Source organism: Kosakonia sp. WA-90, assembly GCF_039871955.1.
Taxonomy (GTDB): Bacteria; Pseudomonadota; Gammaproteobacteria; order Enterobacterales; family Enterobacteriaceae; genus Kosakonia; species Kosakonia oryzendophytica.
The window spans coordinates 177,962-200,775 of record NZ_JBDPLJ010000002.1; the positions used below are offsets into that span (position 1 = coordinate 177,962).

Consider the following 22,814-nt stretch of genomic DNA (forward strand, 5'->3'; position numbering starts at 1 on the left):
TCGTTTTAAACAGGAGGGAACATGGACTTAATTTCATGGCAACTGTTGATTGAAGGCGCATGGACGACCCTCTGGATCTCTGGCGTGGCGATTGCGTTCGGGGTGGTTATCGGTCTGGTTATCGCCTTTATCCGTATGATGAAAATCCCGTTCGTTGACCAGTTGCTGGTGGTTTACATCAGTCTGGCGCGGGCAACGCCACTGGTTACGCTGGTACTGTTTCTGTTTTTATCCCTGCCGACGCTCGGCATTAACCTGGATAAAACGCTGGCGGCGATTGTCGCCCTGACACTCAACACTTCTGCGTTTAACGCCGAAATCTGGCGTAACGCCTTCCGCAATTTTCCCCGCGAACAGCGGGAAGCCGCTGAATCCGTCGGTATGCGCCGCTGGACCTATTTCCGGCAAATTATGCTGCCACAGATGTGGATAGAGAGTCTGCCTGCGCTGGTAAACGAGATGTCGTTTCTGATCAAAGGCAGCCCGGCGATTGCCGTTATCGGCGTGGTGGATCTGACGCGCGTCACTAACCGTATCTCATCGGTGACGTACGAACCGTTGTCGCCGATCCTCGCTGCGGGTCTGTTGTACGTCATTATTATCGGCCTGCTGCTGAAGTTGCAGGGGATGGCGGAACGTAAAGCGAAGCGCCTGGCGCGATAAGAGACGGAGGAGTTATGAATCAGTGGGGAATTATCTGGGCAGCGCGGGAAAGCTTTTTTAATGGCCTGCTATCAACACTTGAACTGTTTATTATTGCCGCCGTTGTGGGGTTATTGATTGGCGTATTACTGTGTTACGTCATGGAATATCAAAACCGCTTTATTAATCGCCTGATTATCGCCTTTGTCAGCCTGATGCGCGCCGTGCCTTTTTTGATTCTGGCCTATTTGCTTTATTACGGTTTGCCGCAACTGGGGATCAGTATGGAGGCCTGGACGGCGGGACTCTTATCACTGGTGATTTATCATGGCGCTTATTTCTTCGAAATATTGCGTAGCCAGCGGCGGATCTTCTCCGCAGGCTATATTGAAGCCGCGGTATCGCAGGGGTTCTCGCGTTATAAAATATTCCGACGCATTGTATTGCCAAATATTTTTTCCTCTGCGCTGCCGCTGATGGGAAACCAGCTGATTATTTGCCTGAAAGACACAGCATTTCTGTGCATTATTACCGTGCAGGAGATCACCGCCGCCGCGAATAGTGTGCAGTCGACTTACTTTATTCCGTTTAACGCCTTTATTGTCGCCATTGCGCTGTACTGGGGGATCAGCATTCTGCTGGAGTTGCTGATTAAGCGGTTAAGTCATTACGGAGCGAAAAGAGGAATGACCCATGCCTGAAGCAAGCGCGGTTAGCATTAAAAACCTGTCCAAGCAGTTTGATAACATCGAAGTGCTGCGGGATATCAACCTGACGGTGGAAAAAGGCACGGTGGTCAGCATCCTCGGGTCGTCCGGTTCCGGTAAATCGACGCTGTTGCGCTGCATGAACTGGCTGGAACAACCGGATCGCGGGGAAGTGCGCATCAGCGGTCAGCGCATCGGGGTGGACGAAAAAACCGGCAAAGCGATGTCGCACAAAGATCTCTCCCACATTCGTGAACGGGTGGGGATGGTGTTCCAGAGCTTTAACCTGTGGCCGCATTTAACGGTGTTGCAAAATGTCACCGAAGCGCTGGTGCACGTGAAGGGAATGAAGCGCGAGATGGCGAACGAAATTGCGCACCGGCAACTGGAAAAGGTTGGCATGAGTCATAAAGAAGCGGTCTACCCGATAACGCTTTCCGGCGGTCAGAAGCAGCGCGTGGCGATTGCCCGCTCGCTGGCCATGTCGCCAGAGGTGATCCTGTTTGATGAACCCACTTCAGCGCTCGATCCGGAGCTGGTTAATGAAGTGCTGGGCGTGATGAAGGATCTGGCCGCGGAAGGCTACACCATGGTGGTGGTCACGCATGAAATGGATTTTGCCCGCCAGGTCTCTGATGAGGTGGTATTTCTGGAGAAAGGCCTGTTGATTGAAAAAGCCCCGCCGGAAAAATTTTTCACTGCTCCGGACTCAGATAGGGTACGCAAGTTTTTACAGTCCAGCCGCTAAGGTAATGTTCCGGATGGCGCAGCCCGTTGACCTCCAATGAGAGCCGTAACGGGCTGCTGTCGTCAGCAAGCTCAGTGAAGCGAGCGTTCTCCGTTTTGCAATTTACGCATAATGAATTTTATCCGCTCCCCTTCGCTTATAAAGGCGGCATTTAACCCATTACGCTGTAATTGAGAGATATGTTCTTTTGTCAGACCCACATCGTTGACCGCGCGTTCATATTCTGAACGGAGGGTGACACCTTCGACAAAAGGATCATCTGTATTAAGTGTGGCAATAATGCCGTAATCAAGGAACGTTTTCACCGGGTGGTTAGCGAGATCGTTAACGGCATTGGTTTGCAGATTTGATGTCAGGCAACATTCAACAGCAATGCCCCAATTCGCCATATACTCCAGCAACCAGGGATCGTTAACTGCCTGCACGCCATGGCCGATCCGTTCGGCTCCCAGCAGTTTGATGGCATCCCGTATGCTTTCGGGACCGGCTGCTTCTCCGGCATGTACCGTCACCCGGAAGCCTTTATCCCGGGCTTTGGTAAAATGTTCGGTGAATAAGCGACAGGGAAAGTTACGTTCATCTCCTGCCAAATCCACACCGCTAATGTCGTCTCTGTAAGTCAGTAGGGCGTTCAGTTCCGCCATACAGCTATCCACTCCCCAGGTGCGGCTTAAGATACCGATAAGGTTGATACCCACGGAAAATTCGGCCATGCCCTCACGTACGCCATCAATGACGGATTGCACCACGCCTTCCAGCGGTAAATTAAACGCTTTTGCCATATAGTAGGGGGAAAAACGCAGTTCCGCGTAGTCAAGACCTTCAGCAAAAGCGCTATAAACATTTTGCCTGGCGATAAAATGGCAGGCTTCCAGCGACCCTAACACACTGACGCCAATATCGAGTTTCGCCAAAAAGGAGAGCAGGTCGGGTTGATTATCCGTCACCTGTACATAGGGGCGAAGTTCTTCAGGATCGAAGGTGGGTAAATCCACACCATATTTTTGAGCCAGCATAATGATCGTATTGATGTCGATATTGCCATCAAGATGCCGGTGCAGATCCACTAAGGGGAATTTTTTTAGCAACATCTGAACGCCTTTTTAGAATTATCGTATGCAACAAAAGTGGCAGATTTAACACTGCCACCTCCGGGAAAACTAACGTAAAAATGTCATGACATAATTGCCCAGATGACCACCAAGATAGACACCAACGACACCCATGACGCCGGGTAAATACGGTGGTGCCGGGATCGGTAATTTAATCAGCGTAAAAATAGCCCCCACAATGATACCGGCAATGGTGGCCAGTAAAGCATCCATGATTACTCCTTAACTAACTGTTCACGAATTGTTTGGTAATAGTCATCATCAATAATGAATTTCCGCATAAGTAATGCGACCACTAAATGAAATACCCCTGGGATAATTGTCATCATTAAAGAAATAGCGGCCAGGGAAGAGTCCGGTTGTGTTTCACCTGGTGTGTAGCTTGCGTAACTCAGAATATAACCCACCAGACCACCAGCCACACCCATTCCCAGTTTTTGGAAGAATAAGATCCCGCCAAATGCCAGCCCTGATACACGTTCTTTATTTTTAACCTCACCGTAATCTACAGCTTCAGCAATCGAAGCCCAATATACCGGTAGTTGCATATCGGCCAGGAAGGTAATAATAAAGTAGAAGATGAACGCCAGGATAACGGCGTCTCTGCCGACGGCCATAAACATGATAACGCTAAAGACGAACGTCGCAATTTGTGAAAGCCTGAACATGGTGAGCTTGTTCATCCGTTTTGCTGCGAAATTCGCGCCGAACATAGAAAGCACAGAAGCAATGACGCCGGTGGTCAGGAACCAGGGAATTAGCGCATCACCACCATTCAGGTAATACTTGGCGTAATAGGCGGCAACCGCACTGCGCACGGAGCCTCCTAGCATAATCACCAGAATAACAACGCCAAGAATCATCCACTGATCATTTTTCAGCAGTGAGCGAAGTTGTTGGAAAAAAGGGATGCGACTTGGCGTATGAATGATTCTTTCTTTGATGGTGAAGAAACAGTAAAGACATAACAATGCGCCAAGTGCTCCCATTGCTCCCATTGCGATTTGGTATCCGTTTGCCAGGTTCCCCTGTCCCAGTTTTACCGCCGCCACTGGCACAATAATTGAGACGAGGAACATCCCGATTTTGGTCATCACAAATCGGTACGTATTGGCGCTCAGACGTTCCCGACTGTCATCGGTAATGACGCCAATGACCGAGATGTACGGAATCGCAATAAACGTATAAGCAAGCGTGAGCAGAATGTAGGTGGCATAGGCCCAGATCAATTTTCCGAGATAGCTGAAATCCGGGGTAATAAACATTAACAGGATCGTTATGCCGAACGGAATGGCGAAAATCAGGAGATAAGGTCGGTAACGACCCCACCGGCTTTGCGTTTTATCGGTAATGATGCCAATCATCGGGTCGATAATCGCGTCCAGAATTCTCACTGCCAGTAACAGCAGCCCAACGTCTGCTGCTTTTAGCTGAAAAATATCCGTATAGAAATAGGCAACAATCAATTGCATGGACATCATGACAATTGAAATTGCCATATCACCGGCACCAAACCCAATTTTTTCTTGAATGGTTAGTTTCATGAAAACCTCGGTGGTAATGCAGTGGGTACATCAGTACCCACGTTTCAGGTTGGTTTGCTTCAGAATGAGTAAGTTACGCCGGTACGGTAGAGCGCCTGACGGTTACTGGAGGTTTTGTCCGGACCTTTTTCATCAGCAATACTGAAGTAAGGGAACCAGGAACCCCACTGATAACCAATACGGGCGGTTACACGGTAGTTTTTGTTGCCGTTATTCCAGGTCAGATACTCGTTATCGTTGTAGGTAACATTCAATTGGTACTGGAAATTAGTGCCTTCCGGACGATAATCCAGCCACCAGTCATAACGGATATTATTGCGATCGGTGTTACCGTAAGAGCGGGATTTAGCCGTCGCTTTATCCATGTCATAGCGGAAACGGAATGATGTACGCCATACTTTGCTAAAGTTATAACCCGCTGTTACGCCATACTCGTAGGTGCTCCAGTATTCGCTGGAATCCAGCCAGAACATAGGTTCGAGCCAGAATTTTTTATCTTCTAATGGGTTAAATCGATACATCACAGAAAAACCGTGACCGTTGTTATTAAATTGTGATGGATCCCAGGTATTTTTAGCACCTTCTTTTGAGTTATAACGCAGCTCGCCAATCATGCCGAAGCCATTTTTGAAAAACATCCCCATCTGCACGCGGTCATTATAGTTATGGGACTTGCCATAATATTCATTCTGCCAGTTGATATAGCCATGTGGAGCTTCCGCATGCACCAGAGGAGCCATCAGTACGATAGATGATAATAAATAGATGTTTTTCATGTTCATAATAAATATCCTGTTTTATGCTGTGATGTCTGAAAGAAAAATATTGCGCAATGCAGTGCTTATTTCAGACAAAACAAATCCTTCAAAAAATGTTGTCATCATTTTTTGTCTTTACTTTGGAGACGAGTGATAGACATTCTCAATATACTTTTCTGTATTTTCTCCTTGGCCACTGATTTTATTGTCGGTTATCTAAAAATACTTACTGGGTGACGACTGACTTTATTTCTGATTCCAAGCTAACAAACATCTGGTGTAGACCAAAGAGGCAATTGATGAAATTGTGAACACGATCATGTTATCAACTTGACATGCTAGTGATATTTGTATATCCGTTTGAATTTAAAGGAATGTAAGGAATTAAGTGTGATATTGATTACACTTTTTAACTCCATAGATTGTTACTATTTCATTCAGGTAGTATTCATTGGTGTAGACCAGAAAGGTAAAAAAAATGAAAAACGAAAAGCAGACCGAAAATCTCAGCGCAGATGGACAAAGTAAATACAAGCAAATCATAGACATAATGATAGAAAAGATTGTTTCGGGGCAGTGGGCGGCTGAGTATGTCATCCCCTCCGAACGCGAATTGGCAGAAGTGTTTGGCGTAAACAGGATTACCGTTCGTAAAGCCATCGCGCATTTGAAGCAGCGTGGTTATTTGCACAGCGCGGCGAAACAAGGGAACTATGTTTTGCCTCCACGCAGTCATGATTCGCATCTGCTTTATAGCTTTAGCGACGATATTAAGCGTAACGGTGGATGTCCTGGGCAGGCAGTACTTGAGTTTGGCCATGTTCCTGTCAGCGAAGTCATAAGGACAAACCTGCAAATGCCGCTTTCAACACAAACCGTGTTGAAAATTAAAAGAATACGTTTTTCGGATACCACCCCAATGGGGATACAGACGTCTTATCTCAAGCTCAAACCCGGTCAGGAAATTGAGCAGAAAGAGCTGGAAGAAAGGGGGTCTCTCTATCATTTACTGGAAGAGAAATACGGTATCGAAATGGTAGAGGCGTATGAGTCGATCGGCGCCCGATTACCGTCAGTAGCCGAACGGCAGCATCTGGAGATAGGGAGCAACGAAGTGGTGCTCACCTCTTCACGCATTACCTACGCCAGTGACAGAAAGCCCATTGAATATGTAGAAATGATTTATCCGACCAGTCGTTACGTTTACCAGTTGAAGGTGAGTAAGGACACATTTGAATATTAAAGGAGCATTTAATGCGTCAGAACGGGCAAAATTATGAGCAAAAGGTCTTAGGAGCACTGGCTTGTGCGGGTATGGGAGATGCGCTTGGCGCGGCGACAGAACTGTACAGCATCGATGAGATAATCCAACACTATCAGGGGTTTATTTCTGATTTTCAGACACCGCCGGAGGACACTTTTGCCGGTTCTCTGGGCGGTGTGTCGGGATTGATTACCGATGACGCCAGCCAAATGTACGTTTTTGCTGAAGGGTTAATTAAAACAGGAAAAGCAAACTTTGACACTCAGGCCTGGACCGAATGTCTGTTGCGTTGGGCTTCTATGGAGCCCTATGCAAACTATAAAGGTCCCACAACTGAACAGGTTGTTAAGGCGTTAAAAGAAGGAAAACCCACTAACACCATCGGAAGGATTGGCACATCATCGCGGCAGGCACCTAACGTAGGGACAACGAACGGTGCAGCAATGCGCGTTGCCCCGGCGGGATTGGTTTGGCCGGGTCAGCCAGAGAAAGCGTGTGAGCTGGCGTTTGCTACCTGCCTGCCTTCTCACGATACCAATATTGCTATTGCCAGCGCTTGCGCAATTGCGTCAGGTGTATCCAGCGCCATGATGGCAAATGCGACAGTGGATAGCATTCTTGCCAGTGCACTCCATGGTGCTGAGTATGGCGAGCAGCTGGCAGCAGAACGCGCCAGAGTGGTTGCCGGGCCAAAAATTGGAAAACGTCTACAGCTTGCATTGGACATCGCGCAAAGCAACAGTCAGTTGGAACCTTTCTTGCGCGAACTGGAAGGTTTTGTCGGTAACTCGGTCAATGCTCATGAGTCCGTTCCTTCTGCGATTGCCATCTTTGCGTTCTGTCAGGGGGATCCGTGGCAGACGATCCACGCGGCAGCAAACGCAGGAAATGATACGGACAGTATTGCAACAATGGCAGGCGCGATGGCCGGAGCCTATAAAGGCTTTTCTGCTCTTCCGCCCGATAAATATCAATTTTTCTATCAGGTAAATAAAAAAGATTTTGATGTGGAACGTATTGCCAGAGAATTAAGCACCCTCTGTTAATTAAGAGGAGTCATCGGAATGAAAACCAGCGAAACGCATGACGCGGCATCTGCAATTATGCCGCTGACTGCCACACGAGAAGAAGTATCAGCAATTGCACGCTATATTAAACATTGCGATATTAAGATTATTGAAGAAGGTGCTGTTGCGTGTATTAATGCGGGAAAAATCCGTCAGGTATTGTTAATCGGTTCCGGTGACTCCTATGCTCTGGCATTGCTGTATGCTGCACTTATTAACAGAATAACATCGCTGCCTGCTCGTGCTCTTCAGTCATATGAATTTGTCAGCGAACACACCGAATATCTTGATGATTCGTGGTTGGTGGTTGTATTAAGTGCCAGTGGTCGGGCATCGCCTGTTGTCGATGCCTTGATAAAAGCACAACATACAAATGCACAGGTTGTTGGTATCACTAATAATAGTGACAGCCTGTTTGCGACTCAGGTGAAAAAATTGTTGGTAACGCAGGCAACAAAGAAAGGCATGCCCACGCAAAGCACGCTGGCAATGGCGATTTTTCTTGAGGCGATTATCTGCATATTACAACCGGAATATGATAAACAATACTGGCCGCAATTTCGTAAGTTCTGCTTTTATGCGAAATACCTTCCTGATATTGCACGATTTTCAGGAAGTGACCAGATGTTATCGCATCTGTTTACGAAACGGGTCACTCTCTTAGGTAGTGGAGGGAACCTCGGCCTGGCAACGATGCTGTCTAACCTGTTGTGGTGTGGCCCGCAAGTGGCCAGCCAGGCACTGGCGCTTGAAGAGTATGAACATGCTTTACGTCTGAACCAGGCCGGGGCACAAGATCTGGTCATTATATTTAACTGTACCGGTAGCCCTGGTGTGCTTGCCTGGCATATAAAGCAGCAGTTAATAAAAAAGAATGCCACAGTGTTACATGTGGATAATCAATTACTCAGTTATATGTTTAGTGGTCATTACACCGCTTTTTCCAGCCACGAGGATTGCCATTTTTACGCAATGCTTGCCATATTCAGTTTTATTATCTCTGCAACAGAGAAGTATCTGTCATGCGGAGGTGAAAGGATTTCGCAGGAGTAAATTAAATGAAAACGTTTGATGTTGTTGCGGTGGGAAGTGGAACCGTAGATCTTATCTTTCGTGTACCTCGTTTGCCCGGAAATGACGATAAAGTCATTGGAAAAAAAGTTGCGGAACTTATCGGTGGTACGGTCGCAAACTCCGCATGTGTAATGGGAAAACTGGGATTGCGTGTTACGTCATTATCTACCGCGGGTGATGATTACTATGCACAAGCGATTATTGATGATTTTCATAGAAATGGTGTGGATACACGCTTTATTTTACGTAAGCCTGGTGTGGCTGCAAATATGGCCATTATTTTTCTCGATGATTCAGGTGAAAAGGCTCTGGTGTATGCGCCGAATGATGAAACGGAAACGTGTATGGTTCAGGCTCCGCAGGCAATCGACTGTAGTCGACTGGTTTATATGATGCCAGGGCAGCTCGATAAATTCCGTACGCTGGCAAGGTATGCCAGGGAGAAGAACACAAAAGTTGTTATAGATGTTGAATCACATATTAAAAACAGTCAGCAGAATATTAAGGAGATGCTGTCGCTAAGTGATGTCGCTATTTTTAACAAAGAAGGATTTCGTACCAGCCTGCAACAGGAACCGGATGCCGAAGTTTTGCGCAGCCTTGTGGAAGAACACGATCTGGATGCCCTTGTTGTAACCTGTGGCGGAGAAGGGGTTATCGCCTGCGATCGCAAAGGTGTCGCCACCCATCCGGGATATAACGTATCCGTTATCGATACCACCGGTGCGGGAGATACCTTCAATGGCGCCTTTATTTATTGTTACCTCAACAATCGGGAACTTAATGACGCATTAAGTTTTGCCAGCGCTGCGGCAGCAATCAATATTTCGCATGTTGGTGCCCGTGGAAAATTGTCCACGGTAGATGATGTCAATAAATTCAAAGAGCAATATCAATAACTTTTGGGGGCAATTATGAAAAAAGTATTATTAACTAAATATATCGCGTTGACCGTCGGCATGTCTGCGCTGTCTGTTTCAGCCATCGGAGCTGAACTGACTTTTTTAAATGAATATTCTATTCCGACTGCAACAAGTTTTCAGAATGTGAAATTTGGCGGACTGTCCGCAATGGCTTACGATCCGGCCAAAGGCGTCTATTATGCCATTACTGATGCCCGAAATACGCCTGCCGAAGGAATGGCGCGTTTTTATACCCTTAACATTAAAACCAACAGCAAAGGCATCCAACGTGTTGATATCCAGAATATGCAACAGCTTACCGATGCTGATGGGAAATCATTCAAGGAACAGGAAGTTGATGGTGAAGGTTTTGCGCTGACACCTGATAAAAAAAGCGTGCTCTGGACATCTGAACTGGGTAGCCCACTCAGGCTCTCTTCCCTGGATGGCAAGTTGAAGAAGGATTTCGCAGATAAAATCCCCGTTTCCTATAACGCCGGTGGTGATCTGAAAAAAGCACCGGAAGGGCTACGCAACGGCGCGACCTTTGAAGGGGCCAGCGTCACGCCTGATGGTAAATTTCTCTTCGTGGCAGCGGAAAGTGCATTGAAGCAGGATGGTGGCATCAGCACCACCGTGAGTTCTTCACCGGTACGTATTCTTAAATTTGCGCTGCAACCTGATGGCAATGTCGGGGAACTGGTAGGAGAATATATTTATAATGTCGATCCTATCCCGCGCATAACGAAATATGGCGTCAGTGATAATGGCCTGTCTGAAATTCTTGCTCTTGGTAACGATAAATTACTGATCACAGAGCGGGCAGGGCGTAATGCCAGTGAAGGGTTTAATGATTTTGATTTCAATATCCGAACTTATATTTCCGATCTTTCCCAGGCTACAAATATTATCGGTAAAAAAAGTCTTGCAGATGTTGAGAAGAAAAATTTGCTTCAACCCGTCAGTAAAAAGTTGTTGATTGATTTCGACGATTACACCAAAGCACCGGACTGCATTGAGGCGGTAACGTTCGGCCCGCAGATCAACGGGAAAAAGTCTTTAATTTTTGTCTCGGATAACAATTTCCAACCTTATCAAGCCACAAAGTTTTTTATGTTTGTCGATGATAAAGGTGTGCTGAACTAATAGTGCAGCAGACAGCAGGAGGCTACATGTTATTTTTTCGCTATCTGTTCATTTTATTTGCTCTCCCTTTTTTGCTGATTCAGACAGGGTACGCCAGCCAGCAATCCAGGGATGAGACAGTATTCCTCACGGTGTTGCATACCAACGATCATCATGGGGCCTATTGGCAAGACAAGGAGGGAAATAACGGACTGGTTAACCGGTTTGCAATGATTGAGCGTATTCGCAATGAAGTCGCTGCGCAGGGAGGTGCGGTGTTGTTGCTGGATGCCGGTGATGTCAATACCGGTACGCCGGAATCGGATCTTCTCCTTGCCGAGCCTGATTTTAAGGCCATGGCGAAGAGGGGGTACGATGCGATGACGGTGGGCAATCATGAATTTGATAACACACATGATATTCTTCAGCGTCAGCAAGGCTGGGCAGGGTTTCCTTTTCTTTCTGCCAATATTTATAACAACAAGACGTCGCATCGTGCTTTTACACCTTATGCATTTTTTGAGAAGAAAGGGCTGAAAATCGGTGTGCTGGGTTTGACCAGCGTGGATACCAGGATCGTTGGCAGTAAGGCGATTCTGGCAAATCTCGATTTCCGACCCCATGTCAGTGAAGCGCGTAAGGTCTTAGCGGAAATGGCAAAAGAGAAACCCGATGTGGTTATTGCGCTTACACATCTTGGGTATTATTACGATGGCAAGCACGGCTCCAGCGCGCCGGGTGATGTAGAACTGGCGCGCGAACTGCCCCCCGGCAGCGTGGACATGATCATTGGCGGGCATACCCATACCGCCGTCTGCGTTGGCGACAAAGCACTGGATGCTGATTGGCGTAAACATGCTGACTGCAAGCCCGATCGCCAGAATGGGATCTGGATAATTCAGGCGCTCGACAGCGGACGTTACCTTGGGCGGGCCGATTTTATCTGGCAAAAAGGTCAGCTTACGTTAAAACGTTATCAGTTGCTGCCTGTCGTCGCCTCGACAGAAGCGGAGACGCCAGCGGTGCAAGCGCTATATACGCTGTTGCAGGGATATAAAAAACATATCGATACCCAGTTAAGCGTGCCGGTTGGCATGTTCAGGCAAACATTTGAAGGCGATCGCGATGTGGTTCGCTCACAGCAAACCAATATGGGGCAACTGATTATTGCCGCGCAGATGGATAAAACCCAGGCGGACTTCGGCGTTATCAGCAGCGGGAGTATTCGCAGTTCTATCAGTGCGGGGCCCGTCACTTACCGCGATGTGTTGAAAGTCCAGCCGTTTGGCAACTCGGTAACTTATGTTGCACTGACCGGTAAGGAAATTATCGACTATCTCAATGTTGTCGCATTTAAGACTGCGGGCTCGGGGGCTTATGCTCAATTCCACAACATCGCGTTTGACCGGGATAATGGCAAAGTGGCTCACGTCACGATAAGCGGTAAGCCACTGGAAATGGATAAAACTTACCGTATGAGCCTTCCCAGTTATAATGCCACAGGAGGGGATGGCTACCCGGAACTCAATCAACACAGCGGTTACGTTAATACGGGATGCATTGATGCCGAAGTGCTGAAATCTTATATCGCAAGGAAATACCCGTTATAAGTCCTGACGCATAACGGAATAAAGCCAACGGCCACCGGAAGTTGCGGTGGCCGTTTTATCGGTTCTGTATTATTTGGTCCGTTGCGGGATCATATGTTTTGGCCTTTCTAATACAACGTTACCAAAACGATAATCCCTGATGACCGCGTCAGGATCGTTCCAGATCTCTTCATCCACTTCTTCCAGGTCAATCTCAAGACCAAATTCACCTTTTTGCACGTGTTTAACCTGAAAAACGGTATAGGCAGGGTAAAGGACTTCTGCCTGTTTTATGTGGGTCAGTTGGGTGATATTTCGACCGCTGGTTCCCACCACATTTAAAATCGCCGTGTCGGAGTGAAAACCTGATCCAAAACGCTGACGCATAATGAATTCGGCAGCAACGCCTTTGGCTGCGCTGGTGGAAAAAAAGGTTCTTGTTGTGACGTAATCGCCTGGCTTCCATGCTCTGCGTTTGCCATCTTTCCCGGTTGTCACGGTCATACTTCGGGTGACCGGAACGCCGGACGTTTCATAGGTAAATCCCTTTTCGATAAACGCACCGCGGTAGGTTTTCCCTTTGTGAGAGGGCAGTCGGGATAAGGCGTTAATCAGTTCAACCCCCTGGCCCATGTGATAACCCTGTGCTTTCTCTTGTGCATTCAGATCCCTGAACCCTAACGTTATCGTATGGAAAGGGAGTGACTCTTTACTGTAAAGGTTGATGATATCGCGCTCAGCCTGGGTCAATTTTCTGACTGCACCGCTGGCAACGGAGGAGGAATGCAATCTTTCATGGTATTTCCGGGCTAACTCGCTAACGGAGTTTGCGAACGGATTAACACGTTGATCGCTTAAGATTTTATTGCCTTCGCTTTTTTGATCGTTACTCCAGAATTGCCGTTTTTTAAAAGCCTTGTTATACACCGGATCGCTGCCAGAGCGGAGATTGTGTTGATGGAGGCGATTCTTTTCAATTTGTGACCTCAACATCGACGATATCGGCCATGGCTCAATACCAACATCATCGACGAAGGCATCCGGATGCTCCTTGATATAGCGGAGCAATTTTTTCGCGCCGACATCAGTGGCATTCACATAACGCTGCAATGTCAAAGGCCCTACCGCTTGTCGAATGGCGAGGGCCAGATCGGAAGGTTCAATTTTTGAGGCTGAAGGTGTTTTCTTTATTTTTTCCCGTGTTGTTGCATCTTCCTGCGCCCGTAAAGACTCCAGGTACAGATAGAGAATTTCACCGCGTGAAAGGATATTTTTAAAACGTTTGTGCAGCTCGGGAAGGGATTCCGTCAGTAATGAAGATGTCAGCGTGATATCGCCATGAGGCGTAAGTGCACGGTTAATTTTCGCCAGAATGCTTTCGATATTGAACATGATTCTGCCCCTTTTATTGGCTATATAAGCAGCATGGTTTCTCCCTTAATCTGTGCCAGAGGCTGGGGTAAAAAATCAGAATTCTCACGACTATTTACACGCCTTACGTTCCCTGTCGTCTATCCCTGTGACGCTATAGCAACCTCGTAACGGCCGTCCGTGGCGCGTACAGCAGTATTCATTCTGGAGAGGTGAGGGTGTGTGATATCTGCCGCATTGCTCAGGCGCTTTATCATCCTGACACGATTGATATTTCAGTATTGCATCACTGCTAACCGCCGCGCGGCGGTTAGCAGGCTTTCGCCGGCTGGCGGAAAAAATCCTCATGCAGCGCTACCTGATTGCGCCCGCGTTTTTTAGCCGTGTACAGCGCTGTGTCTGCTGCGCTGTAGAGAGTTTCGAAGTCGCTCTCTTTCGCGCCGAGACTGACGCCAAAACTGGCCGTCACCCACTGCTGGGGCAGCACCTCCAGCGGTGAGGCATTGAGCGAGGCATGAATATAGCTGGCGATAATCATCGCCTCTTCAATGCGCGCTTCAGGCAGCACAATGGTGAACTCTTCGCCGCCCACGCGACCAATCGCTGCGCTTTGCGGCACGGCGCGGCGCACGCGCGACACCAGTGAGCAGATCACCCGGTCGCCCATCGGGTGACCATACTCGTCGTTAATGCGTTTGAAATGGTCAATATCCAGCAGGATCAGCGCAACGCTGCCGGTAGTCAGCCCCTGATTGATCTGGTTGATGATCGCGCTACGGTTGAACACCGCCGTCAGCGGATCGTGCGTCGCTTCATACTCCAGACGCGCCGCCAGTTGCTGAAGTTGCTCGTTCATGCGGTTTAGCTCACGCTCCGCGCGGTCGCTGCGGGAAATCAGACGATACGATTCGCGGATCAGACGCTGATAGTGTTTCGCGACGCCCCACAGCTTCTCACGGCAGGCATCGGCAGAGAGCTGACGATCGGCGGCGGCCAGCCTGGCATCTTCGAGAACGGAATACTCCTCCCGGAACAGCTCATTGATATCTAGCATGCGTTGATGTCCGGAATAAGAAACACCGCCAGCGAAGGGAAGTCGACACGCAACTCCTGACCAAACTCTTCGGAGATATCGTCTTCGGCGTCGTAGTACCAGTGCAGTTCGCAGGGGACGTCCTGTTTTGCGTGATCGTTCAGGCTTTCAAACAGGGTGAACAGCAGCTTGGTACTGGAACTGTTGAAATAGCGCAATGCGACGTGCAACTGCACCGGCGTTGATGTTTGCGGCCGGGTTTGCAGCCAGCTTTCCGTTGCGTCCAGTAGCGGGCGGAAGAACGCAGCCGCGTTTTCCGGGTAGGCTTCACCTTTAAGCAGCAGTCGCTGCGCGGCAAAATCGAACTTCACCTCTGGCGTGGCAGCGGTGGCGGTCAGTTCAATCGGGGGCGTCAGTGTCGTATCAGTCATGGCAAAAGGTTGCCTTTAAGTGAAAGGCGGAGAGGTTGCCTGCCGCCAGTGGATGAATGCGATATTCCAGCGGTGCGCTGGTATCCCGCGCCATGGTCAGCAAACCGATGTTCGCGCCTTTGCTGGTCGTCGGCGCTTCTGCACGCAGCCCTTGCTTCCAGGCATCGCGAATTTCCGCCTGCGTCATCGTACGCAGGACTTCAAGGTTGGTTTGCAACAGGGAAGAGGCTTCTGGCCCCACGAGGTTTGCGGTTTCGAGGTAATAATGGGAGGTGTCCATATGGAAACAGACAGAACCAAAACGCAGCTCATCCTGACCGGTGCACAAAAACCGCTCATCTGAGGAGTAACGCACAATGTTTTGCCCCATTTCGATAAACACCGAGAACAGTTTACGGCGCGTAACGGCGGAAGATTCGTGCTTATCCAGCCATGTGCGAATGACGTTGCCCAGCGAAACGATATGCTGCTGAGAAAAATAACCCGTATAAAACAGCTCAACGGCATTTTGCCGTTGCAGAGTAAAAAGGGGTAACAGGACGGCTTCTTTGCCCTGCAGGTCATTTATTTGCATACTTTTTGTCTACCAGCGAAAACCAAACCATGTCATGTCGTCACGGGATGCCTGTTGCCCTTGCCAGCTTTTCAACGCCTGAAGCAGGGCATCGGAAAGGGCAGACATGGGCAGTGAGCGGTTCTGTACTAACAGTGACTGAATACGTTTCTTACCAAACATAATGTCGCGCGGGCCGCCGGGCTGGTCCGTCGCGCCATCAGAAACAATCAAAAAAGTATCGCCCCGTTGCAACGGCGCCTGATAACGCTGCCACTGGTAGTCCACTGGCGTATCGGTATAACCGATGCCTTTGCGACAGCTGTCCAGCACAATGGCATTGTCGGCATGTGCGCCGAGCATAAAGGCGTGCATACGGGCGCTGGCCCAGCTTACCTGGGCGTGATGGGTATCGACATACAGAGCAATAGCGTCGCAACCGTCATTGGACTGGCTGCGATCGGACGAAGGGTGTACCTGGCTTAGCGTCTGTTTAATGTGCTGATTGATCAGGCTGAGCAGGTGTTCTGGCGCATCGGGCCGGGCGATGGTCAGCGCTTTTTCCAGCGCCGAAGAGAAAATGAACGTCATAAAGGCACCGGGAACACCGTGGCCGGTACAGTCCGCCAGCACCATTAGCCAGCCATTTTCACTGCGCTGAAACGCGTAAATGTCCCCGCCAACACAGTCGCGCGGGTGCCAGTATAAACACCACTCTTCCAGTGTTTGTTCAATGGTATTGCGTGAACGGCTCAGCATCGATTCCTGAATAATGCGCGCGTAATCAAGGCTTTGCATAATTTGCAAATGCTGTTTGGCTTGCAAATCCGATACGGTGCGAATCAGGTCGATACCCAGACCAATACCGATGTACTGCCCCTGCTGGGTGAGAATAAAGCCCTCCGTCACCGCTTTATCACCGGTTTCGATGACCCGTTCCGACAGGTATTCCAGACCCGCATCGGCATCAACGATCAGCGGGCTTTTATCCATAAAGGCGATGCAGCTTTTCTGATCGTAAAGTTCATGGAAAAAGGGGCGGCTCATCTGTGACAAAAAAATATGGCGGTTAATCATGCCAATAGGGCGATTGTTCTCCAGCACCGGCAGGCCAATCAACGCAGTATGTTCGTTAAACAGCGACATCACCTGCGTATTGTTGTTGTCTGGTGTTACGTGCGGTACGGTGAGGCGCAAAATACCGGCGTTAAGCTGTCGGGATGAAAGCGGAATATCCATGTTCTGACAGAACCTGTAATGAGAATATTCTTAGGTTAAGTCGGTTTTGTGACGGTTTGATTTCAGGTAAGTAAGCCGATGAATAACGGGAGATTATGGCTCCTTAAGCCAAATCTCAGTCGGATGCGCGGTAACAGAGCGGGAAAGGCAAAAAAAAGCCCGCACTTGTCAGGCGGGCAAAAATACTGGAAGCAATGTGAGCAATGTCGTACCGAATACCTGAGCGTTTGACTCAACTATTCGGTAATGAGAAAGATAATCTTTATCATCTTAACAATCAACCCCGCATTAAGTACGGGATCACGCACGTAATGTCTCCAGCGCCATAAACTCACGCCAGCTCACCTCGTCAATGTGAATGCCTTCTTGCTGACGACGGGCATAAGCGCGCCGTTCCGGCTCTCCCGGAATCTGCACATCGCGGCCTTGCTGGTCGTTACGCACCCAGTCCACCTGCGCCAGAAGTTCCTGTTGATAGTGCTCGCCTGCGCCCAAACGTTGTGGGTCAAACAGAATCGACAACATGTTGTTGATAATGCCCTCGCGGGGCGGAATGTGATGGCTTTCGGTTTCACCGCCGGTCAACGCGGCGCCGAGCAGGCTGCAAACCAGCGACAGTCCTGCACCTTTATGACCGCCAAAGGGCAACAGTGCGCCACGGGGTTCGGTCATTAATACACCGGGATCGGTGGTGGGCTGTCCGTTAGCGTCTACCGCGCAGCCTTCAGGAATTTGCCGACCTTCATTCCAGGCCACACGGGCTTTATTCCCGGCGATGGCGCTGGTGGCGAAATCCAACACCACCGGCGGGCGGTTGTGTAACGGTATGCCGACGCAGAAGGGATTGGTGCCAAGCCGGGGGCGCAGCCCCTCGAACGGCAATACCGCCGCAGGGGCGGCGACGTTGGCAAAGTGGATCGATACCAGCCCGGCGTCGGCGACCTGCTCCGCCCATGCGCCAATTCGCCCAAGATGGTGTGAGTTCGCCAGACCGACAATCGCCACGCCAAATTGCCGGACGCGCTCGATGCCGGCGGTCATCGCCTGTTCACCCAGCAACTGACCAAACCCGTGCCCGCCTTCAAAGGAGAGGATTGGTCCGGTGTCACGCACGGTTTTCAGTTCAGCATTGGCGTTAAGATCGCCTGCCAGAATCGCGCGGATATAGCGGGGCAGCAACGTCACACCATGGGAATCGTGGCCTTTTAACGAGGCTTCCACCAGGTTATCCGCAACTTTTTGCGCAATCTCGGGTGCGGTATTCACCCGCACCAGATGCTGTTTCAACAATACGCGTAAATGTTGATGTGAAAATAGAGGCATAATCCCTGTACTCATAGAGGATAATAAAGAGGTGTTTTCGACTATAACGACGATATATTTGTTACATAACCATGAAAAATAACTATCCTTTGCCATTTATTGAATAATGCCGCGAGGGAAAAGCTATTTTTAATTTTCAACTAAGCATTGCTGATTAAATCATTTCCTTTTGCTTTCCCACCAGCCAATCATTTTCTGCTGATAACAACGATATTCTGGGGACAGGCATGAACACATTAAACAGGACGCTTGCCGGGGCGCTGGCACTTTTTACATTAAGCGGCGTGAACCATTCGGTATTTGCCGAAGGGAAAATCAGCATTGCGCAGCAGTTTGGTATTGGCTATTTAATTCTTGATGTAGTGCGCGACCAGCACCTGATCGAAAAAGAGGGGAAAAAAGCAGGGCTGGATATCACCGTCGACTGGCGCACAATATCCGGTGCCACCGGCATGAATGAAGCCTTGCTCTCTGGTGCGTTAGATGTTGCGTCAGCTGGCGTGCCGCCGCTGCTTACGCTCTGGGACCGCACGAAAGGGAAGCAAAATGTCAAAGCCATCGCCTCGTTGGGCTCAATGCCCAACTATTTATTGAGTAATAATCCGGCGGTAAAAAGCATTAAAGACTTGACCGATAAGGACCGAATTGCGGTACCGGCTGCTGGCGTCGGTTTTCAGTCGCGAACCTTACAGATTGAAACCGCTAAATTATATGGCAACGATGATTTTAAGCGTTTTGATAACATTAGCGTTAGCCTTCCGCATCCGGATGCCAGTGCGGCATTAATTGCCGGCGGGTCGGAAATTACCACCCATTTCTCCAGCCCGCCGTTTCAGTATCAGGCACTGGAACATGATAATGTGCATAAAATTCTCAGCTCCTATGATGTCTTAGGCGGGCAAGCGACATTTAATGTGCTTTATACCACCGAGAAATTCCACGACGAGAATCCAAAAACCTATCAGGCATTTTATCGCGCACTGAGTGAGGCGGCGAAAATCATTAATGCCGACAAAAACGCAGCAGCGGAAACCTATATTCGCGTCGAAAAATCCCGTCTGCCGTTACCGCTGGTGCAGAAAATTGTTAACGATCCCGAGATAAGCTTCACCGTCTCCCCGGAACGTACCGGCGTGTATGCCGAAAAACTCCATGAATTGGGCGTACTGAAAAACAGAGCCAGTTCATGGAAAGACTATTTCTTTAACGAGGCGTGGGAAAACCCAGGCAGTTAAGCGGCAACCCAGGAGACACCGATGACAATGCATCCGAGTGACGGCCCCTTGTTGCAGGTCAGCAACGTGAACATTGAATACCGCACGCGCGAGCGCCAGGTGCGCGCCACCCACGATGTCAGTTTTGATGTCTGGCCGGGCGATCGCTTTATCTTGCTTGGGCCGTCAGGTTGCGGGAAGTCGAGCCTGCTGAAGGCCGCTGGCGGTTTCCTCACGCCACGCAGTGGGCAACTTTCGCTGGCCGGTTCGGTCATCACGTCCCCTGGCCCGGAACGGATGATGGTGTTTCAGGAGTTCGATCAGCTGCCGCCGTGGAAGACGGTACTGGAAAATGTGATGTTTCCGCTGCTGGCAAGTCGCAAGGCCAGCCGGGCGGAAGCCAAAGAGACCGCGTTGCATTTTCTGCATAAAGTGGGGCTGGCGGAGTTTGCTGATGTGATGCCGCACATGCTTTCCGGCGGTATGAAACAGCGTGTCGCCATTGCCCGCGCGCTGGCGATGAAACCGCGCATGCTGTTAATGGATGAGCCTTTCGCGGCGCTGGATGCGCTCACCCGACGCACCATGCAGGAAGAGCTGCTGGCGCTGTGGGAAGAGGAGCGTTTTACGCTGCTGTTTGTCACCCACTCAATTGAAGAGGCGCTGGTGGTCGGAAGCCGCATCCTGGTGCTTTCCCCGCACCCAGGCAGGGTCAGAGCGGAGATCAATTGCCATCAGTTTGGCCTGAATGATTTCGGCAGCGAGGTGTTCCAGCACGCCGCGCGTCATATCCACGATCTGTTGTTCCCGGCAAACGGGGCCAGCCCATCCCCTTCATCTGGTGAGGAAACCGCGTATGTCGCAGCCACCGTACATCCGTCCTGAATTCGAACGCGAATTACCGCCACTGCGTAATGTGCCGGTCGAGACGCCGTTACCGCTGAGTCAGCGCGTGTGGAATCAGGCGTGGTTACGTAAATCACTGATCGTGTTGCTGGTGCTGGCGTTGTGGGAGGTGGCGGCGCGGGTGCAGCAAAATGACCTGATGCTGCCCGGCGTGCTGCAAACCTGGCATGCGTTCAGTGACGATATGCGCAATGGTGAATTGCCCGCCAAAATCATCAATTCGTTGAGTACCTTATTGAAAGGTTATCTGATTGGTAGCCTGCTGGCGCTGCTTGCCAGTGCGCTGGCGGTCACCACGCAATTTGGTCGTGACCTGCTCAGTACACTCACTGCGATGCTTAACCCGCTGCCAGCCATTGCTCTGCTGCCGCTGGCGCTGTTGTGGTTCGGGTTAGGCAATGTGAGCCTGATTTTTGTGCTGGTGCATTCGGTGATGTGGCCGATTGCGCTGAATACCTGGTCCGGTTTTAGCGGCGTGCCGGAAACACTGCGCATGGCCGGGCGCAATTATGGACTGAGCGGGCCGCGTTATGTGGTCACTATTCTTATCCCGGCGTCGTTGCCCGCCATTCTCGCCGGGCTGAAAATTGGCTGGGCATTTGCCTGGCGTACGCTGATTGCAGCAGAACTGGTGTTCGGCGCATCCGGTGGGGAAGGTGGTCTGGGCTGGTATATTTTCCAGAATCGCAATGAGCTGTTTACCGATCGCGTGTTCGCCGGACTGGTCACGGTAATTGCCATCGGTTTACTGGTGGAAGGCGTGGTGTTTGCCAGCCTGGAAAAAGTGACCATCAAACGCTGGGGAATGCATCGCTAGTACCCGCCTTATACTCACATCTATTGCTGATTGCCCGGTGGCGCTATGCTTACCGGGCCAGCTATGCGTAACGTCTTAGCCGCCATTTGGCAAAAAACAGACTTTTGCGATGATGCTTTTGCCCGCTTTAGCCAGTACTATCCGGAGTGCGGTGAAAACAGACAATGAGCGCATAATGACGATTATCTGGTGTGTGGTTCCGATATTACTGCTGTTTTTTGGGAAGGCGTGGAGCTCATCGAAGATCCGCGAATATTACAGCCGTTCCCAACGGGCGTTGCAGGCCACTGTTGCCAGGGAAATGGATGAGCAGCAACCCTCCTGGATCACGGACGTTTCCCGACGTGCCGAATTCACCGCCGGGCTGTGCGAACTCAGTCTTAAAAAAGGGGTACCGGACTGGTTTCTGGAAAGCATTGCCGGTAATGAAGAGGGGATGCACTTTCTTACCCGCCATGCTGCGCTGATGGAGAGCTTTGGCGCGCCGTTTCGCGATCAAATACAGGCTGCCGCCGAGCTGGTCGACGGCGCCTGGCAACGTTCACAATCACGGGGTTATTGACCGGCAGGTCGCCGGGCGAAACTGGCAGATAAACGATCTAACAGAATCGCCATCAGCACCACCACCAAACCACTCTGCAGCCCCAGCCCCATCTCCAGTTGTTGAATACTGCTGAGAATGTCGTTACCCAGTCCTCCTGCACCGACCATGGAGGCAATAATCACCATCGACATGGCCATCATAATGGTCTGGTTCACCCCTGCCATAATGGCGGGCTGCGCCGCAGGAAGTTGTACCTTCCACAGCAATTGCCACGGTGTGCAACCAAACGCGATACCGGCTTCCATACGCGCCGGATTCACCTGACGGATCCCCAAATCCGTCAAGCGCACTACCGGCGGCATAGAGAACAGAATGGTGGCGAAGATCCCCGGTGGCCGCCCGAGGCCAAACAGGATCGTCGCCGGGATCAGATAGACAAATGCGGGCATGGTTTGCATAAAATCGAGTAGTGTTCGCACCACGCTACCCACGGCGGCGCGACGCGCGCTCCAGATCCCCAGCGGAATACCCAACAACAGGCTGAAGAAGGTTGAAGAGAGAGTGAGCGCCAGCGTGATGGCAGCATGTTCGCTGTAACCGCTGTAAATGATGTACAGCGTGGCAAGCAGGGCAAACAGCGCGAACCCCTTACCGATGCGCCAGCCGCCAATCACCACCGCAAGTATCACCAATCCCCAAGGGGAGAGGCTGTTAATCAGTAGCTCAAGGCTGCTGGCAAACAGATCGATACCGGCGGCAATGCCGTCAAACAACCCCCCAGCATTTGCCAGCAAGGCGTGAATAGCACTGTCGATCTGCCGACTGAAATCGAGTGGGTAAGCCATGATATT

At 50.1% G+C, this 22,814-nt stretch carries 24 protein-coding genes; 13 read left to right on the forward strand and 11 right to left on the reverse strand.

From position 1 onward, the window contains the following. The first annotated feature begins 21 nt into the window (after nt 1-21). From ABGA49_RS04110 to ABGA49_RS04120, 3 genes are read left to right on the forward strand one after another with little or no spacing between them, the layout of a single operon-like run. Nucleotides 22-663, forward strand: a complete 642-nt coding sequence (locus ABGA49_RS04110) for an amino acid ABC transporter permease (RefSeq protein ID WP_061493809.1) — start codon at nt 22-24, stop codon at nt 661-663. 14 nt (nt 664-677) lie between these two features. Beyond that, on the forward strand, nt 678-1,343 hold the full coding sequence (locus tag ABGA49_RS04115) for an amino acid ABC transporter permease (protein ID WP_061493810.1): 666 nt from the start codon (nt 678-680) through the stop codon (nt 1,341-1,343). Next, nucleotides 1,336-2,097, forward strand: a complete 762-nt coding sequence (locus ABGA49_RS04120) for an amino acid ABC transporter ATP-binding protein (RefSeq protein WP_088238169.1) — start codon at nt 1,336-1,338, stop codon at nt 2,095-2,097. The genes ABGA49_RS04115 and ABGA49_RS04120 overlap by 8 nt, the downstream gene beginning before the upstream one ends. A gap of 71 nt (nt 2,098-2,168) precedes the next feature. Here the strand turns inward: ABGA49_RS04120 and add are convergent, their stop codons facing one another. The 4 genes from add to ABGA49_RS04140 all read right to left on the reverse strand — a co-directional run bounded on the left by add (nt 2,169) and on the right by ABGA49_RS04140 (nt 5,535). Beyond that, nucleotides 2,169-3,188 (reverse strand): adenosine deaminase, encoded by a 1,020-nt coding sequence (gene add / locus ABGA49_RS04125; protein WP_061493812.1) that lies wholly within the window; start codon nt 3,186-3,188, stop codon nt 2,169-2,171. Nucleotides 3,189-3,257: 69 nt separating this feature from the next. After that, nucleotides 3,258-3,422, reverse strand: a complete 165-nt coding sequence (locus tag ABGA49_RS04130; RefSeq protein WP_209446700.1) for a DUF1427 family protein — start codon at nt 3,420-3,422, stop codon at nt 3,258-3,260. A 2-nt stretch (nt 3,423-3,424) separates the two neighbouring features. After that, nucleotides 3,425-4,753 (reverse strand): MFS transporter, encoded by a 1,329-nt coding sequence (locus tag ABGA49_RS04135; protein WP_061493814.1) that lies wholly within the window; start codon nt 4,751-4,753, stop codon nt 3,425-3,427. A gap of 59 nt (nt 4,754-4,812) precedes the next feature. Next, nucleotides 4,813-5,535: an oligogalacturonate-specific porin KdgM family protein gene (locus ABGA49_RS04140; protein ID WP_061493815.1), complete on the reverse strand. Its 723-nt coding sequence runs from the start codon at nt 5,533-5,535 to the stop codon at nt 4,813-4,815. A 454-nt stretch (nt 5,536-5,989) separates the two neighbouring features. On the opposite strand from ABGA49_RS04140, the gene ABGA49_RS04145 reads away from it, so the two are divergent. From ABGA49_RS04145 to ushA, 6 genes are read left to right on the forward strand one after another with little or no spacing between them, the layout of a single operon-like run. Continuing rightward, nucleotides 5,990-6,754: a GntR family transcriptional regulator gene (locus ABGA49_RS04145; RefSeq protein ID WP_347665171.1), complete on the forward strand. Its 765-nt coding sequence runs from the start codon at nt 5,990-5,992 to the stop codon at nt 6,752-6,754. A gap of 11 nt (nt 6,755-6,765) precedes the next feature. Then, nucleotides 6,766-7,821, forward strand: a complete 1,056-nt coding sequence (locus ABGA49_RS04150; RefSeq protein WP_061493817.1) for an ADP-ribosylglycohydrolase family protein — start codon at nt 6,766-6,768, stop codon at nt 7,819-7,821. A gap of 18 nt (nt 7,822-7,839) precedes the next feature. Further along, nucleotides 7,840-8,895: an SIS domain-containing protein gene (locus tag ABGA49_RS04155; RefSeq protein ID WP_347665172.1), complete on the forward strand. Its 1,056-nt coding sequence runs from the start codon at nt 7,840-7,842 to the stop codon at nt 8,893-8,895. A gap of 5 nt (nt 8,896-8,900) precedes the next feature. Continuing rightward, nucleotides 8,901-9,815: a carbohydrate kinase family protein gene (locus ABGA49_RS04160; RefSeq protein ID WP_088238166.1), complete on the forward strand. Its 915-nt coding sequence runs from the start codon at nt 8,901-8,903 to the stop codon at nt 9,813-9,815. A gap of 15 nt (nt 9,816-9,830) precedes the next feature. After that, nucleotides 9,831-10,964 carry an esterase-like activity of phytase family protein gene (locus tag ABGA49_RS04165; RefSeq protein ID WP_347665173.1) on the forward strand — a complete coding sequence of 378 codons (1,134 nt, stop codon included), beginning with the start codon at nt 9,831-9,833 and terminating at the stop codon, nt 10,962-10,964. A 26-nt stretch (nt 10,965-10,990) separates the two neighbouring features. Next, nucleotides 10,991-12,553, forward strand: coding sequence for a bifunctional UDP-sugar hydrolase/5'-nucleotidase UshA (gene ushA, locus ABGA49_RS04170; RefSeq protein WP_347665174.1), 1,563 nt, complete (start codon nt 10,991-10,993; stop codon nt 12,551-12,553). Nucleotides 12,554-12,622: 69 nt separating this feature from the next. On the opposite strand, the gene ABGA49_RS04175 is transcribed toward ushA, so the two are convergent. From ABGA49_RS04175 to ABGA49_RS04200, 6 genes are all read right to left on the reverse strand, one after another. Further along, nucleotides 12,623-13,924 (reverse strand): ADP-ribosyltransferase domain-containing protein, encoded by a 1,302-nt coding sequence (locus ABGA49_RS04175; RefSeq protein ID WP_088238164.1) that lies wholly within the window; start codon nt 13,922-13,924, stop codon nt 12,623-12,625. 289 nt (nt 13,925-14,213) lie between these two features. Next, a complete protein-coding gene (locus tag ABGA49_RS04180; RefSeq protein WP_061493821.1) occupies nt 14,214-14,957 on the reverse strand; it encodes a GGDEF domain-containing protein in 744 nt (247 codons plus the stop codon). Beyond that, nucleotides 14,951-15,367, reverse strand: coding sequence for a DUF1987 domain-containing protein (locus ABGA49_RS04185; protein ID WP_061493822.1), 417 nt, complete (start codon nt 15,365-15,367; stop codon nt 14,951-14,953). Before ABGA49_RS04185 ends, ABGA49_RS04180 begins: the two co-directional genes overlap by 7 nt. Further along, nucleotides 15,360-15,941 carry a SiaB family protein kinase gene (locus ABGA49_RS04190; protein WP_061493823.1) on the reverse strand — a complete coding sequence of 194 codons (582 nt, stop codon included), beginning with the start codon at nt 15,939-15,941 and terminating at the stop codon, nt 15,360-15,362. The genes ABGA49_RS04185 and ABGA49_RS04190 overlap by 8 nt, the downstream gene beginning before the upstream one ends. 9 nt (nt 15,942-15,950) lie before the next feature. After that, nucleotides 15,951-17,159, reverse strand: a complete 1,209-nt coding sequence (locus tag ABGA49_RS04195) for a SpoIIE family protein phosphatase (RefSeq protein ID WP_134317838.1) — start codon at nt 17,157-17,159, stop codon at nt 15,951-15,953. Between the two features lie 300 nt (nt 17,160-17,459). Beyond that, a complete protein-coding gene (locus ABGA49_RS04200) occupies nt 17,460-18,482 on the reverse strand; it encodes a malate/lactate/ureidoglycolate dehydrogenase (RefSeq protein ID WP_347665175.1) in 1,023 nt (340 codons plus the stop codon). A 227-nt stretch (nt 18,483-18,709) separates the two neighbouring features. Here ABGA49_RS04200 and ABGA49_RS04205 point away from each other — a divergent pair, with 227 nt between their 5' ends. From ABGA49_RS04205 to ABGA49_RS04220, 4 genes are all read left to right on the forward strand, one after another. Next, nucleotides 18,710-19,717, forward strand: coding sequence for an ABC transporter substrate-binding protein (locus ABGA49_RS04205; protein WP_134317840.1), 1,008 nt, complete (start codon nt 18,710-18,712; stop codon nt 19,715-19,717). 21 nt (nt 19,718-19,738) lie between these two features. Then, on the forward strand, nt 19,739-20,581 hold the full coding sequence (locus tag ABGA49_RS04210) for an ABC transporter ATP-binding protein (RefSeq protein WP_347665176.1): 843 nt from the start codon (nt 19,739-19,741) through the stop codon (nt 20,579-20,581). Next, on the forward strand, nt 20,553-21,419 hold the full coding sequence (locus ABGA49_RS04215; protein WP_347665177.1) for an ABC transporter permease subunit: 867 nt from the start codon (nt 20,553-20,555) through the stop codon (nt 21,417-21,419). The genes ABGA49_RS04210 and ABGA49_RS04215 overlap by 29 nt, the downstream gene beginning before the upstream one ends. A 175-nt stretch (nt 21,420-21,594) precedes the next feature. Beyond that, nucleotides 21,595-21,981, forward strand: a complete 387-nt coding sequence (locus ABGA49_RS04220) for a hypothetical protein (protein ID WP_088238160.1) — start codon at nt 21,595-21,597, stop codon at nt 21,979-21,981. On the opposite strand, the gene ABGA49_RS04225 is transcribed toward ABGA49_RS04220, so the two are convergent. Further along, nucleotides 21,975-22,808, reverse strand: a complete 834-nt coding sequence (locus ABGA49_RS04225) for an ABC transporter permease subunit (RefSeq protein WP_061493829.1) — start codon at nt 22,806-22,808, stop codon at nt 21,975-21,977. The genes ABGA49_RS04220 and ABGA49_RS04225 overlap by 7 nt on opposite strands. Between the last annotated feature and the right edge of the window lie 6 nt (nt 22,809-22,814).